General features: G+C 62.9%; 13 protein-coding genes. 6 read left to right on the plus strand and 7 right to left on the minus strand.

The genetic code is table 11. From position 1 onward, the window contains the following. Positions 1 to 40: 40 nt before the first annotated feature. Positions 41 to 868, plus strand: coding sequence for a 2,3,4,5-tetrahydropyridine-2,6-dicarboxylate N-succinyltransferase (dapD, locus tag SM765_RS18990; protein ID WP_065273668.1), 828 nt, complete (start codon positions 41 to 43; stop codon positions 866 to 868). Between the two features lie 55 nt (positions 869 to 923). Here dapD and hutU read toward each other — a convergent pair whose 3' ends face one another. Genes hutU through hutI form a run of 4 tightly spaced genes read right to left on the minus strand, consistent with a single transcriptional unit; the run spans position 924 to position 6,101 of the window. Then, a complete protein-coding gene (hutU, locus tag SM765_RS18995) occupies positions 924 to 2,591 on the minus strand; it encodes a urocanate hydratase (protein ID WP_274829406.1) in 1,668 nt (555 codons plus the stop codon). Continuing rightward, the gene (gene hutG / locus SM765_RS19000) at positions 2,588 to 3,370 is read right to left on the minus strand and encodes an N-formylglutamate deformylase (RefSeq protein WP_274837912.1); all 783 of its coding nucleotides are present in this window, start codon (positions 3,368 to 3,370) and stop codon (positions 2,588 to 2,590) included. The genes hutU and hutG overlap by 4 nt, the downstream gene beginning before the upstream one ends. Further along, positions 3,367 to 4,890, minus strand: a complete 1,524-nt coding sequence (hutH, locus tag SM765_RS19005; RefSeq protein WP_274837911.1) for a histidine ammonia-lyase — start codon at positions 4,888 to 4,890, stop codon at positions 3,367 to 3,369. Before hutH ends, hutG begins: the two co-directional genes overlap by 4 nt. After that, entirely contained in the window at positions 4,887 to 6,101 is a 1,215-nt protein-coding gene (gene hutI, locus SM765_RS19010; RefSeq protein WP_274837910.1) for an imidazolonepropionase, read from the minus strand. Before hutI ends, hutH begins: the two co-directional genes overlap by 4 nt. Positions 6,102 to 6,175: 74 nt before the next feature. Between hutI and SM765_RS19015 the strand changes: the two genes are divergently transcribed. Together SM765_RS19015 and hutC are read left to right on the plus strand one after the other, a co-directional pair. Continuing rightward, positions 6,176 to 7,543, plus strand: coding sequence for a formimidoylglutamate deiminase (locus SM765_RS19015; protein WP_274837909.1), 1,368 nt, complete (start codon positions 6,176 to 6,178; stop codon positions 7,541 to 7,543). 77 nt (positions 7,544 to 7,620) lie between these two features. Then, entirely contained in the window at positions 7,621 to 8,322 is a 702-nt protein-coding gene (gene hutC, locus SM765_RS19020) for a histidine utilization transcriptional repressor HutC (RefSeq protein ID WP_274829401.1), read from the plus strand. 15 nt (positions 8,323 to 8,337) lie between these two features. On the opposite strand, the gene SM765_RS19025 is transcribed toward hutC, so the two are convergent. Next, positions 8,338 to 9,909: a choice-of-anchor L domain-containing protein gene (locus tag SM765_RS19025; protein WP_065272172.1), complete on the minus strand. Its 1,572-nt coding sequence runs from the start codon at positions 9,907 to 9,909 to the stop codon at positions 8,338 to 8,340. 186 nt (positions 9,910 to 10,095) lie between these two features. Here SM765_RS19025 and SM765_RS19030 point away from each other — a divergent pair, with 186 nt between their 5' ends. Continuing rightward, a complete protein-coding gene (locus tag SM765_RS19030) occupies positions 10,096 to 10,443 on the plus strand; it encodes a DUF8846 family protein (RefSeq protein ID WP_065273666.1) in 348 nt (115 codons plus the stop codon). Positions 10,444 to 10,464: 21 nt separating this feature from the next. On the opposite strand, the gene SM765_RS19035 is transcribed toward SM765_RS19030, so the two are convergent. Further along, entirely contained in the window at positions 10,465 to 11,493 is a 1,029-nt protein-coding gene (locus tag SM765_RS19035; RefSeq protein WP_065272171.1) for a transporter substrate-binding domain-containing protein, read from the minus strand. 168 nt (positions 11,494 to 11,661) lie between these two features. Continuing rightward, entirely contained in the window at positions 11,662 to 13,233 is a 1,572-nt protein-coding gene (locus SM765_RS19040; RefSeq protein ID WP_274837908.1) for a Hint domain-containing protein, read from the minus strand. Between the two features lie 364 nt (positions 13,234 to 13,597). Between SM765_RS19040 and dapE the strand changes: the two genes are divergently transcribed. Further along, positions 13,598 to 14,743: a succinyl-diaminopimelate desuccinylase gene (gene dapE, locus SM765_RS19045; protein WP_274837907.1), complete on the plus strand. Its 1,146-nt coding sequence runs from the start codon at positions 13,598 to 13,600 to the stop codon at positions 14,741 to 14,743. Continuing rightward, complete coding sequence (locus SM765_RS19050; protein WP_274837906.1) at positions 14,740 to 15,165, plus strand: GNAT family N-acetyltransferase; 426 nt, start codon at positions 14,740 to 14,742, stop codon at positions 15,163 to 15,165. The genes dapE and SM765_RS19050 overlap by 4 nt, the downstream gene beginning before the upstream one ends.

Genomic DNA, 15,165 nt, shown 5'->3' on the forward strand with positions numbered 1-15,165 from the left:
TATGAAAGCGCGAAACGACATTCTTGCCGGAGATACACGCATGTCCAACGCACAGCTGGAAACCGCAATCGAAGCCGCCTGGGAGGCTCGTGACACCATCACCCCCGCCACCACCGGCGAGCAGCGCGAAGCAATCGAAGATACGCTTAACGCGCTCGACAGCGGCAGCTTGCGCGTGGCCGAAAAGCTGGAAAACGGCGACTGGCATGTGAACCAATGGGCCAAGAAGGCCGTGCTGCTGGGCTTCCGCATCAAGGACATGGAAATCCAGTCCGGCGGCCCGCAGGGCTCTGGCTGGTGGGACAAGGTCGACAGCAAATTCCTGGGCTGGGGTGAAAACCAGTGGAAGGCCGCAGGCTTCCGCGCCGTGCCGAACTGCGTCGTGCGCAAATCCGCCTTCATCGCGCCGGGCGTGGTCCTGATGCCCTCCTTCGTGAACCTCGGCGCCTACGTCGATGAGGGCACCATGGTCGACACCTGGGCCACCGTCGGCTCCTGCGCACAGATCGGCAAGAACGTTCACCTGTCGGGCGGCGTCGGCATCGGCGGCGTTCTGGAACCCATGCAGGCCGGCCCCACCATCATCGAGGACAACTGCTTCATCGGCGCCCGTTCCGAAGTGGTCGAAGGCTGCATCGTGCGCGAAGGCTCGGTGCTGGGCATGGGCGTCTACATCGGCAAGTCGACCAAGATCGTCGACCGTGAAACCGGCGAAGTGATGTATGGCGAAGTGCCGCCTTACTCGGTCGTGGTCTCCGGCTCCATGCCGTCGAAGAACGGCATCAACCTTTACTGTGCGGTAATCGTGAAGCGCGTCGATGCGCAGACCCGCTCCAAGACCGGCATCAACGAGCTGCTGCGCGACTGATCCCGGCCTTGACTGGCACTGTTGGAAACGCGCCCCCTCCGGGGCGCGTTTTTCGTTAGAGGATGCCCGGCAGGTTCAGCTGGTGCTCACGCGCGCAGTCCTTGGCGATCTCATATCCTGCATCGGCGTGGCGCATGACGCCGGTGGCCGGATCGTTCCACAGCACCCGTGCGATACGGCGGTCGGCGTCCTCGCTGCCATCGCAGCAGATCACCACGCCGGAGTGCTGCGAAAAGCCCATCCCAACCCCACCGCCATGGTGCAGCGACACCCAGGTCGCCCCCGAGGCGGTATTGAGCAGCGCATTCAGCAGCGGCCAGTCCGACACCGCGTCGGATCCATCCATCATCGCCTCCGTCTCGCGATTGGGCGAGGCGACCGAGCCGCTATCGAGGTGATCGCGGCCGATGACGACCGGCGCCGACAACTCGCCATTGCGAACCATCTCGTTGAAGGCCAGCCCGGCCCGATGCCGGTCGCCAAGGCCGATCCAGCAGATCCTCGCAGGCAGGCCCTGAAAGGCGATCCGTTCCTCTGCCATATCAAGCCAGCGATGCAGGCCCTCGTTCTCGGGGAACAGCTCTTTCATCTTGGCGTCGGTCTTGCGGATATCCTCGGGATCGCCCGACAGGGCACACCAGCGGAAGGGACCAATGCCCCGGCAGAACAGCGGGCGGATATAGGCGGGCACGAAACCGGGGAAGTCAAAGGCGTTTTCCAGCCCCTCCTCCAGCGCCATCTGGCGGATGTTGTTGCCGTAGTCGACTGTGGGAATGCCCATCGCGTGGAACTGGCACATCGCCTCGACCTGCACCTTCATCGAGGCACGAGCGGCCTTTTCCACCGCTTTAGGGTCTGTTTCTCGCTTCTGCTTCCACTCGCCCATGGTCCAGCCCTGCGGCAGGTAACCATTCACCGGGTCATGGGCCGAGGTCTGGTCCGTCACCAGATCGGGGCGGACGCCGCGGGCAACCAACTCGGCAAAGACATCGGCCGCATTGCCCAGAAGGCCAACGGATTTTGCCTCTCCGGCGGCAGTCCAGCGGTCGATCATCGCCAGGGCCTCGTCCAGGGTCTCGGCCTTCTCGTCGAGGTATTTCGTGCGCAGGCGAAAATCGATGCTGTCGGGGTTGCATTCCACCGCCAGACAGCAGGCGCCCGCAAAGACCGCTGCCAGAGGCTGCGCACCGCCCATGCCGCCAAGTCCGCCAGTCAGGATCCACTTGCCACGCATATCGCCGCCATAGTGCTGACGACCTGCCTCGGCAAAGGTTTCATAGGTGCCCTGCACGATGCCCTGGGTGCCGATGTAGATCCAGGACCCGGCGGTCATCTGGCCGTACATCATCAGCCCCTTTTTATCGAGTTCGTTGAAATGGTCCCAATTCGCCCAATGCGGCACAAGGTTCGAGTTGGCGATCAACACGCGCGGCGCATCCTTGTGGGTCTGGAAGACGCCAACGGGTTTGCCCGATTGCACCAGCAGGGTCTGATCTTCTTCGAGCGCGCGCAGGTTGTCGACGATCAGATCGAAGTCCTTCCAGGTCCGCGCCGCACGCCCGATACCGCCATAGACCACCAGTTCGTGCGGATTTTCCGCCACATCCGGGTGCAGGTTGTTCATCAGCATCCGCAGCGGCGCCTCGGTCAGCCAGCTTTTTGCGCTGATCTCGGGGCCGGTGGGGGGATAGATATCGCGGTTGTTCTTGCGGGGATCGCTCATGTCGGCCTCCAGGTTTTCAGATCGGTGAGAATACGGCTCAGATGCGCCTGCAGCCGGTCAGCGCGGGCAGCGTCATAGGTCCAGGGCGCCTGTTCAAGGCAATAGCAGCGCTGCGCCAGTTCCATCTGGATCGCATGCAGGCCTTCCGCAGGGCGGCCATAGTGGCGAGTGGTCCAACCGCCCTTGAAACGCCCGTTCAGGATCGCGGTGTAGCCTTCTGCCGCCTCGCAATGGGCCAGGGTCAGCGCCTCGATCTCCGGATCGCAGGTCGTGCCCATATTGGTGCCGACGTTGAAATCCGGCAGCAGCCCGTCAAAGAGGAAGGGAATTTCGCCCCGGATCGAATGGCAGTCATAGAGAATGGCAAAGCCGTGCTGTGCCCTGACCCGCTCCAGCTCTGCCGCAAGCGCGGCGTGATAGGGCGCATGATAGGCGTCGCGGCGGCGGGCGATCTCTGCTTCGTCCGGCTCCGCCCCTGCTGTCCAGATCGCCCGTCCGTCGAAATCGGTCAGCGGCACCAACGTCGTGGTGTTCTGCCCGGGATACAGGCTGACACCCGCCGGATCGCGGTTCACGTCGATGACATAGCGATGGACCGGGGTGCGCACGGTGGTGACCTCTTCCACCAGCCCCGCGAAAAGGTCGTGAATGTGCCAGTCGGTATCGGCCAGTGCCCGACCCACCTCGTTCAGCCCCGCCCAGATTTCCGGCGGAACGTCGGTGCCGGTATGCGGCAGCCCCAGAACCAAAGGAGCAGAGCCACGGGTAACCTCGATCATCGCAGCACCTCTGTTCCGGCGGCCCGGGCGATTTCACCGCTGCGGATCATGGCGCTGGCGGCCTCAATCTCGGGGGCGAGGTAGCGATCTTCGGCGAGCGGCGGGATCTCCGCCCGCAGCGCCTGCAGCACCTCCGTCAGCCGATCAGAGGTCACCAGCGGCGCCCGTGCCTCGACCCCTTGGGCGGCGCAGAGCAATTCGACGCCAAGGATCACAGACAGATTCGCGTTCATCCGCCCCAGCCGCAGTGCGCCATGGGCGGCCATCGACACGTGATCTTCCTGATTGGCAGAGGTGGGGGTGGAATCGGTGACACAGGGATTGGCGAGATGCTTGTTCTCGCTCATCAGGGCCGCAGTCGTGACCTCGGCAATCATGAAACCGGAATTGAGCCCCGGATCGGGGGTTAAGAAGGGCGGCAGGTCAAAGGACAGCGACGGATCCACCATCAGCGCCACGCGGCGCTGCGCGATGGCACCGATCTCCGCCACGGCGAGGGCAATCTGATCAGCGGCGAAGCCAACGTATTCGGCGTGAAAATTGCCGCCCGACACGATCTTCCCAGCCTCGACCAGCACCAGCGGATTGTCGGTGACGGCGTTCGCCTCGATCTCCAGCGTTGCGGCAGCCATCCGCAGCACGTCCAGCGCCGCGCCCAGCACCTGCGGCTGACAGCGGATGCAATAGGGATCCTGCACCCGGCTGTCACCGTCACGGTGGCTTTCGCGGATCTCGCTACCACTCATGATGGCGCGCATCTCGCGGGCCACGTCGATCTGTCCGGCATGCCCCCTGAGTGCGTGAATATCCGCGATCAGCGGCGCGGTGGACCCCATGATCGCATCCGTTGTCAGCGCCGCCACCACGATGGAGGCTTCGGCCAGACGCCAGGCATCAAACAATCCGGCTAGAGCGCAGGCGGTGGAAAACTGGGTGCCGTTGATCAGGCCCAGCCCTTCCTTTGGCCCCAGAACGATCGGCTCCAGCCCCGCCAGTTCCAGCGCCCTGGCGCCGGGCATGCGCGCCCCGTCATAGGTAGCCTCGCCTTCGCCGATCATCACCGCCGCCATATGCGCCAGCGGTGCCAGATCGCCCGAGGCGCCGACAGAGCCTTGCGAGGGCACAACGGGAATGACCCCGCATGCCAGCATAGCCTCGATCTGGGCGATCACCGCCCAGCGCACACCGGAGGCGCCCCGTCCCATCGAGAGCAGTTTGAGCGCCATCATCAAGCGGGTGCGGTCTGCAGGCAGCGGATCGCCGACACCGCAGCAATGGCTGAGGATCAGATTGCGTTGCAGGGTGGCGGTGTCTTCCGGCGCGATCCGGGTCGAGGCGAGTTTGCCGAATCCTGTGTTGATGCCATAGACCGCCGCATCGCCCGCTGCGGCCTCTGCCACCATCCGGGCCGCAGCCTCGACAGCGGAGCGCGCCGCCGGGTCCAGCCGGACCGGGGTGTCAGAGCGATACAGGGTTTCGAGCGTTTGCAGCGTCACCGCGCCCGGGGTCATCTCAATCATGGTCTGCCTTCGAAAATACGTGCGTGGAGCGGGTTGAAACCGATGCGATAGGACAGCTCGGCCGGGCGGCTGACGTTCCAGATGGCCAGATCGGCGCGCAGGCCCGCCGCTATGCGGCCCCGGTCCGAAAGGCCCAGCGCCTGCGCCGCATGGCAGGTCACCCCGGCCAGTGTCTCTTCCGGGGTCATGCGGAACAGGGTGCAACCCATGTTCATCGCCATCAGGAGCGAGGTCATCGGCGAGGAACCGGGATTGCAGTCCGTTGCCAGCGCCATCGGCACGCCGTGGTCACGAAACAGCGCGATGGGCGGCGCCTGGGTTTCCCGGATCATGTAATAGGCACCGGGCAGGATGGTCGCGACACTGCCTGCCCCGGCCATTGCCGCAGCATCCGCCGCATTGGCATATTCAAGGTGATCGACCGACAGCGCCCCATAACGCGCGGCCAGCGCGGTGCCGCCCTGACGGCTCAGCTGCTCGGCATGCAGTTTGACCGGCAGACCCAGTTCCTGCGCGCAGACAAAGACCTGTTCGATCTCAGCCGGGGAGAAAGCGATGTTTTCGCAGAACCCGTCCACCGCATCGACCAGCCCTTCATCATGGGCCGCGCGCAGGGTGGGCAAGCAGACCTCCTGCAGATAGGCCCCAGCACGGCCGGTGTATTCCGGCGGCACGGCGTGGGCGCCCAGAAAGGTCGTGATGACTGTCACCGGGCGCATCTGCCCCAACCGACGGGCGGCGCGCAGCATTGTCAGCTCAGCCTCGCGGTCCAGCCCATAGCCGGATTTGATTTCGACCGTGGTGATCCCTTCGGCGATCAGCGCATCCAGACGCGGCAGGGCGCTCGCAACCAGTTCCTGTTCTGACGCGGCGCGAGTGGCCGAAACGGTCGAGACGATGCCGCCCCCGGCACGGGCGAGTTCTGCATAGGATGCGCCGTTCAGACGCATTTCAAATTCCCGCGCCCGGTCTCCGCCGAACACCAGATGGGTGTGGCAGTCGATGAGCGCAGGCGTCAGCAGCCGCCCTTCGAGATCCTGCCGGTCCCAGTCTGCGTAAGTATCAGGCAGGTCAGCCTCAGCTCCGATCCAGTCGATCAGGCCATCCTTGATGGCGACAGCCGCTGCGGGAATCAGCCCATAAGGCGCGCGCCCCTGCACCAGCGTGGCAGCAGGTCCTCCGGTCAGCACGTATCGGGATGCGTCAGTCATCAGCCCCTCACAAAGTTCTTGATGCAGGATTGATATGAGCATATTCATATTATGTCTATACATAAGGTGATCAGATGCAGACAATTTTTGCACGGCAGGCCCGCACCCCATCGGGATGGGTTCAGAACGTCCGGCTGAGGATTGAGAGTGGAGCCATTGCAAAGATCACCGCCAATGCGGCGCCCGGCGATGGGGATACCTGCGTCGACACGCTGCTGCCGGGGCTGGCCAACCTGCACTCGCATAGTTTTCAGCGGGCGATGGCGGGGATGAGCGAATACCGCGCCGCCGGGCAGGACAGTTTCTGGACCTGGCGGCAGCTGATGTATCGCTTTCTCGACCACCTCAGCCCTGAGCAGTATCAGGCCATCGCTGCGCTGACTTTCATGGAGATGCTTGAGGCCGGGTACACCGCCGTGGGTGAGTTCCACTATGTCCACCACCAACCCGGTGGCGCCCTCTATGATGACCCTGCCGAGCTGAGCAACCGGGTCTTTGCCGCCGCTGACGAGACCGGTATCGGCCTGACGCATCTGCCGGTTTTGTATTCCTATGGCGGGGCTGGGCAGCAGCCTCTGACAGGTGGGCAATTGCGGTTCGGCAATTCGGTGGACGGGTTTGCCGATCTTGTGGCGCAGGTTCGCAGAAATGCTGACCGAGACCTGCCCGCCGACACCCGCGTTGGCATCGCTCCGCACTCCCTGCGCGCCACCAGCCCCGAAGATCTGGCAGAGGTCCTGAAGATCCAAGACGGCGCGCCGGTCCATATCCATATCGCCGAACAACCCGCCGAGGTGAAGGATATCCAAGACTGGCTGGGCGCCCGTCCTGTCGAATGGCTGCTGAACAACGCGCCGGTGGGCAAGGACTGGTGCCTGATCCACGCCACCCATATGACCGAGGCGGAAACCCGAGCACTGGCCACATCGGGCGCGGTTGCGGGGCTGTGCCCGATCACCGAGGCAAATCTGGGCGATGGCCCCTTCAATGGGGCGGAATATCTGGCCCATGGCGGGCGCTTCGGGATCGGATCGGATTCCAATATCCGCATCGCCCTGCCCGAAGAGCTGCGCCAGCTGGAGTATTCCCAGCGCTTGCGCGATCTGGCCCGCAACGTGATGACCCCGGGACCGGGATCCGTCGGCGACACCCTGTATCTGGGCGCCGCCCGGGGCGGGGCGCAGGCGCTGGGCCGCGCCGCCGGACAGATCGAGACCGGGGCGCTGGCCGATCTTATTGCCGTCGACACCTCTCTGCCTGCTCTCTGTGCGCTGACGCCCGAACAACTGCTGGACGGTCTGTGCTTCGCCGCGGGTGACGGCGCCGTCACCGATGTCTGGAGCGCCGGACGTCATCAGGTGAAACAGGGGCGCCACGTGGGCCGGGAGCAGATTCTGGCCGCCTTCGGCGACGCAGTGCAGTCCTTGCGCGCCGCACTCTGACCGCGCGACTTTACAAAACGCGCCCGGGCGCCGAGAACGGATCGACCCTTTCGCCACAACCAGCAGCAGGACAGCCGGTGCAGCCACAAAAGAAAACCAGTTTTCAGGATATCCGGGACGAGGTGCTGCGCCGCATTCAGGACCGGGTTTGGGATCAGGGTGCCCTACTCCCCACTGAACAGGAGTTGTCCGAGGAATTCGGCTGCGCCCGCGCCACGGTGAACCGCGCGCTGCGCGAACTGGCCGAACGTGGCATCATCGACCGCAAGCGCAAGAGCGGCACGCGCGTTGCCATCGCGCCGGTGAAACAGGCGCGGCTGGAAATCACCGTGACCCGCCAGCAGGTCGAAGACATGAATGCGGTGTATCGCTACCGGCTGGTCAGCCGTGCCGCCGTGCCTGCGCCGGGGTGGCTGTCCTCGCAGATGGGGCTGACGGCGGGGGCAGAGGTCCTGCATCTGCAATGCATGCATTACGCCGACAACAGCCCCTTTCAGTTCGAGGACCGCTGGATCAATATCGACGCGGTACCGGATGTCGCGGAGGCGGATTTTTCGCAGACCGGGCCGAATGAATGGCTGCTGTCACGGGTCCCCTTTTCAAATGCCGAAATCACCCTGTCCTCGGTGGCGGCGGATGCCGCGCTGGCCGGGTTCCTTGGCACGCAAGAGGGCACACCACTGTTCCTCATGGAACGGGCAACCTGGTTTCAGGAGCAGCCAGTGACTTTTGTCCGGATGCATTTTCACCCGGGCTACCGGATGCGCACCCAGTACTGATCCCGCACCTGAACCTTAGCCAGCCTTCAGCAGTAGCTGGCTTTCGTATCCTTTCAGCGCCGGACGGGCAGAAGGGCCGTAGGCGGACCAGTCGCCGCCAATGAGGTGCAGGATCTCCGCCCGCGTTTCACCATCAAAACTGGCAGCGGTTTCAAGGCCGGGATGATAGCTTTCGCTCTCCAACCCGTTGCCCCGGATGATCTCGTGCCGGTCAAACAGCAGGTGCACATAGGTCACCGGGCCGCCATCACGGCGCATGCGGATGCTGTCGCCGTTGACCAGATCCTTGGCCTTGACCAGAACCTGCGGCGCACCAAACAACAGCTCTGCCCGATCCGAGGACACAAGAACCCGGTGGCAGGGCGACAGCTCTAGCGCAGCGTGATCGCCCAGCGCGCCTGCGACCAGGACAACCGGCGCATCGGCGCCCTCTGCGCGGCGGTGGCTGCGGCCGACCCAGCGCAGCGGCTGCAATCCATTGTCACGGGTATGAACCAGAGTACCCGGCTCCAGCCTCTCCACCGGCTGCAGCCCCGCGGCGGTATCAATTAACGTCCCGGCCACGAAACAGGGGACCGTGGTCATTTTCACCAGACCCGTGTCGGTATTCCCCAGCCCATCGGCAACCGTATAGGTAAAAGTCGTGGTCTCGGGATCGTCGACATCATCCTGCGCGGCAATGTCAAAGGTGCCATCGTCATTCAGGGTGATGCGCTGGCCGCCCGACAGGGTGACGGTGCTACCCGCCACCACCGGCTGGCCGTTGATATGGGTGATGGTCAGCGTCGTGCCGGGCGTGTGGCTGTCATTGGTCAGCACATCCAGCGTGTCCGAACTGCCCTCATCCAGCGTGATTGCGTCATCCCCTGCCACCAGCGCGGTCTGGATAGAGTCCCCAGCGATCAGCAGGTTGGAATCGTATTTATCATCACCCGCATCCGCGATGCCGATCTTGATCGAGTTCACCTGCCCCGGCTTGACCGGCGCGGTCAGCGTCAACGTGATGGTGAAGCCATCCATTTCGGTATTGTAGGTGTCGTCATGCTGGTTGTTGTCGACATAAAGATCCTGGTTCGACCCATCGTTGATATTGTCGATGGAAATGTCACCGCTGCCAATCGTCAGCTCGGCCTGCTCGCCGTTGACCCAGACCCCGACCGCGTCGTTGAACCCCTTGTTGACGTACTCCAAATACTCTTCCGAGGAGAACACGAACTGCATGGTCAGCGTCGAGCCCGCGGGAATAAAATTAGCCTCGAACACCGCCGCATCATAGGTCTGCATACCCGCCAGATCGGTCAGGTCGGAATCGCCCGCTTCTCCGTGGCGCGTCGTGGTCCGCGAGCTGGTGTTCACGTCACCGCTGCTGTTGGTCACATCCGCCGCATTGCCAGTCGACAGGATCACGCCGGTGTCCGAGGGGGTGATTTCAGAGGCAACCGTGTCGCCATCCGAATAGATGCCTGAGGCGTCTTTGGCGCCTGTGTAGCTGGCATTGAGAACGGTAATTCCGCTGCCGAACATCGCATCCGCCATCTGCGCCGCAGAGGCTGAGGTATCGACGGGCAACTCGGATGCAATGGGCATAAGATCGGTCCTGAAAAAGCATGAGCAAAACAGAAAATCGGCCCGGCGCGTGAGAACCGGCCCCGCCTCCCTTAGCAGACCCGGAGTTGAGGATCGGTAAACCAGCGCAAATGACAACCGCGCAGACCACTTCTGCAGGCTCTAAGACGATTGACCGCGCAGCGCGCCCCGCGTATGGCCTGCGCCATGGAAAAGAAGAAACCCTCCCGCCAGCAGGTCTATACGCTGCTGGTTCAGATTGGCCGCAAAGAAGGCGACGGGCTGCCCGATGGCGCCTCGGGCGCTGCGCTGATGGTCTATGCCTCGGGCGTGGATGAAGCCGAAGCCGTGCGCGAAACCGTGGCGATCCTGAAACAGGCCGACACCGCGCCGCTGGATGTGACCGGATACGGCACCCTGGCCGAGCGCGAAGCCGAAGGTCACGAGATCGGTGAGGAAGAGCGCGAGTTGATGGACCGCGCACTGGCGGAGAACGCCGTTATCGTCGCTCAGATGACGCCGTTCTTTGACGGGGAAGAACCCACCATCCACTGAACGCGTAACCGGGGGTCCAGATCACCTCGATCCGCCGAACCAGCGTTTATAAAGCTGATCATAAGTGCCGTCTTCTTGCAGTGCCAAGAGCGCGCGGTTGGCTTCTTCCGTGTGCTCTGAGCCCTGCGGGAACAGAAGACCGTAATTCTCCCGCAGGAAAGCAGACCCGATGGTGCGCCCGTGGGCCTCGCCTTCGTGTGTGACGTAGTAATTCAGCACCGGCGCGTCAAAGACCACCGCGTCGATCTTGCGCCCCTCAAAAGCTTCGATCAGCTCTTCCAGCCCCGGGTAGCCATAGAAATCGATATCCCGCCGCTGCAGGAAACCCGACGCCGTCGAACCCTCGATGGTGCCAACCCGCTGGCCATAAAGGTCATTGACGGAATTCACCTTGCCGGTGATCGCCTCGACCGTCATCGCCGTGGTGATCTTTGCGACAAAGACCGACACCACGAACAGCGATGAAATCACCAGCAGCACCCCGAACAGGCGACCGATAGGAGTGCGAGGCACCCGCTCTTCAAAACCGCCATTCACCACCAGATTCAGCGCCCACCAGAAGGACGGAAACCAGGCCTCTTTCAGCGGTCGGTCGAAATAGGGCTGGGCGCGGCGTTCGAATGTCCACATCAGCATGCCACCCCCGAACAGCAGCAGGAACGCCAGACCGATGGCAATCGCCAGATCCCAGGACAGCATGGCCCGCCACAGCGACGGCGCCCGCACGTCCTCGGCATGCACCATGATCTGCAGCCCGCTTTCGAACACTGGCTGGCTGAAATCCATTTCGGTTTCGCGCGCCGCCGTGATCGAGATATTGGCCGCCGCCATATCCACCGTGCCGTTGCGCACGCCCTCCAGCATCTCGGCAAAGGTCTCGGTCCGGTTGATCTCGTAGTTCCAGCCAAGGCGATCAGCCATCGCCTCCACCAGCTCGATCGAGAATCCGGTATCGACCCCATTTTCCACCATTGAAAACGGCGGCCGCGTCACGGTGTTGACCGTCAGCATCTGGGCCAGGCTAACCTGTCCCCAGAGGGCAAACATCATCAATGGAAGAAGACGGAAGAAAGACACGTCGAAATCACGACCCTGGATTAAGGAAATCAGAAATGTCTTAGGCCGTATAATAGCTTCACGCAAGCGTGATGCCGCGCGCTCCCCTCGGGTCATGCTCTGCCCTGCCCAATGGCGCGGCACAGGAGGCAGACTTCTTGCTCAGCCGATCTGCATAGCCGACAGCAAACGCCCCTCAGCCCCGGACAGGGCCCGCCGGGCCGCAGGTCCATAACCGGTGCCGGTTTCCGGGTCCAACTCGGGGAACAGGGCGCAGATTTCGTCCAACACCCTCCGTTCGAACAGGTTCGGGGTTTCCGGACCGGGCAGGAAGCTTTCGCTGGGCAGGTCCTCAGAATAGATCACCTGATGGCGGTCGAACATCAGGTGGACATACTCCACCTCGCGGCAGGGAGAGGGCCGGACCGTTCTGTCATTGATCAGATCCCGCGCCGTCACCAGAACCTCGGGTTCGCCAAACAGGAGTTCCGCCGCAGCGCCGCGCACCAGCACCCGGTGCTGCGGAGAGACGGACAATGTCCGGTGCGCGCCAAAGCTGCCCGCAGCAATCCGTACCGGTGCCAATTCCCCGGTCCCGGCAACCCGGCGCGATCCGGTCCAGCGCACCGGCTGCGGCCCGTCATCGCGGGTCATGACCAGATCCCCGGGCATTAGGCTCTCGACCGGCACTTCGCCGCGCGGGGTGCGGATCAGCGTGCCCGCAACAAAGCAGGGGATCGAAGTCGCATTCACCACCCCGGTATCTGAATTGGTCCCGTTGCTGACGGTATAGGTGAAGGTGAAATCCTCCACGTCGCCATCCCCGACCAAGGTCAGCGTGCCATCACCGTTCAGCTCGACCGTCTGTCCAGTGCTCAGCGTCACCAGCGATCCTGCTGTGACCGCGACACCATTCAGATGGGTAATCGTCAGCGTGCTGCCCGACACATTTGTATCGTTGGCCAGCACATCGATCGTCTTTCTGCCGTCGGCCTGCACGTGCGCCAGATCCGTCTGCGCCACCAGATCTGTCTGGATCGAATCCCCAGCGATCAGAAGGTTACTGTCGTATTTGTTGTCGCCCACATCGGCGATACCGATGCGCAGGGTGTTCACCTCATCCGGGTTGACCACCATCGTTAGCGTCATGGTGAGCGTCAGCCCGTCCATTTCGGTGTTATAGGCATCGCCGGTATTGTCGAGATAGAGGTTCTGATTGTTGGTAGAACTGACAGTGTCCGGGTTGGCGGTGTCGCTACCCACCTCCAACTGTACCTGTTCGCCATTGATCCAGACCGAGACCGAGTCTTGATAGATCGAATCCTGGTATTCCGGAAATTCCTCTGAGGAGAAGATGAACTGCATCGTCATCACTTCGCCATCCGGAATGAAACTCACATCCAGATAGGAGGCATCATAGGTCCGCGCGCCAGCAGCCGCGTTGAAATCGGCGTTGTCGTTCTCACCGCTGGTATTGGTGGACTGGTTGGCCCGCTGGTTCGCCTCGCCGCTGGAATTGGTGTAGTCATCCGCGCGGCCCGTCGACAGGATCACCCCAGTATCGCCCGGCGTTGCACCGGGGGCTATTGTATCGCCCCCCGAGTAGATTGCAGAGGAACGACTGTCACCGGAATAGCTCGCGCTGACCACCGTGACGCCGGTGCCAAAGATCTCTTCCGCCATCTGATCGGCAGACGCCGCCAGATTGTAGTTCAGTTCAGACGCTGCCACCATTGCCCTGCCCTCACTCATAACGATGAGACAGACCATCCGGCGCATTGAAACGCCTTTTCGGCGCCATGCGGGGTAAAGACCCTTCCGGGTCCTGTTTTCCGGGATGCAGTGGCCACATGGACCTGTACTGCGCGTTGGTGACCTGCCTCAGGTCTTCTTGGTTAATGGATTATTAACACGATTCTTTTTGCCTGTCCCCGCCTCTGAAGGGGGTGCACAAAATGACCTTTTTTGCGCCACGTTTCGCCCCCTCTCCGCCCCTTCACAGTCCCATGACCTGCCCCCTTGGCGACCTTCTGGCGGTTTGCACCTTGCCGGGATCCACGCTAGGCCATGACAAACCGGAATTTCAGGAGCCCACCGCATGTCCCCGACCGATCCCGCCCGCCTGACCGCCGATCTGATCCGCTGCCCGTCGGTCACCCCTGAAGAGGGCGGCGCGCTGGAGCTGCTGGAGCAGATTCTAAGCGCAGCAGGCTTTGACTGCGCCCGGGCAGACCGCGGCGGGATCAGCAACCTGTTTGCCCGCTGGGGTGCAAAAGGCCACGCCCGCACCTTTGGCTTCAACGGTCACACCGATGTGGTGCCCGTGGGCGATGAAGCAGCCTGGACCGTCGATCCTTTTGGCGCCGAGGAAAAAGACGGCATCCTTTATGGCCGGGGCGCCACCGACATGAAATCGGGCGTTGCCGCCTTTGCCGCTGCCGCCATCGATTTTGTGCAGACCACCCCGCCCGACGGCGCCGTCATCCTGACCATCACCGGCGATGAAGAAGGCGATGCGCTGGACGGCACCACCGCGCTGCTGGACTATATGCAGGAACAGGGGGAGGCCATGTCGGTCTGCCTGGTGGGGGAACCCACCTGCCCCAACACCATGGGCGAGATGATCAAGATCGGGCGCCGCGGGTCGCTGTCAGCCTGGTTCACCGTGACCGGCAAACAGGGCCATTCCGCCTATCCGCACCGGGCCAACAATCCGCTCAACGCCATGGCGCGGCTGATGGATCGTCTCGCCAGTCACGAGCTGGATCAGGGCACCGAGCATTTCGACGCCTCGACGCTCGCGGTTGTCACCATCGACACCGGCAACCCGGCGACCAACGTGATCCCGGCGCAAAGCCGCGCCACCGCGAACATCCGTTTCAACGATGCCCACAGCGGCGCCAGCCTGACGGAATGGCTGCGGGCAGAAGCCGACAAAGTCGAAGCCGAGTTCGGCACCACCATCGACATGCAGGTCAAAATCTCGGGCGAAAGCTTCATCACGCCGCCGGGCGCACTCTCCGATCTGGTCTCAACCGCAGTGGCGGCGGAAACCGGCGTCACGCCGGAGCTGTCCACCACAGGCGGCACCTCGGACGCGCGCTTTGTCAAATCGCACTGCCCGGTGGTGGAGTTCGGCCTCGTGGGCAAGACCATGCATCAGGTGGATGAAAACGTTGAAATCGCGCAGATTCACCAGCTGAAAGCCATCTATTCCCGCATCCTGAAAGACTATTTCGCATGACGGCGCAGATTGCGGTCACCGAGGACCGCGAGGCCTGTTTTCGCCTGCGGTTCGACGTTTTCGTCACGGAACAGGGCGTGCCGGTCGAGGAAGAGATCGACGCGCTGGACGAGGTGGCAACCCATCTTCTGGCCACGCAGGATGGACACCCCATCGGCACCGCGCGCATCGTCTTTGCCGGTGACACCGCCAAGATCGGGCGCGTTTGCGTCACACAGGCGGGCCGGGGAACCGGTCTAGGCAAGGCGCTGATCCAAAAGGCGGTGGAGATCGCCCGCCAGACACCCGGTATGTCCCGCGCCAAGCTGGGCGCCCAGCTGCACGCCCTCGGCTTTTATGAAAAGCTGGGATTTGCGGCCACCGGCCCCGTCTATGATGACGCCGGGATCGATCACCGCGATATGGTTCTGGATCTGACCTAA

It is taken from the genome of Pseudophaeobacter sp. 1A09344, from assembly GCF_041008745.1.
Lineage (GTDB): Bacteria > Pseudomonadota > Alphaproteobacteria > Rhodobacterales > Rhodobacteraceae > Phycobacter > Phycobacter gallaeciensis_A.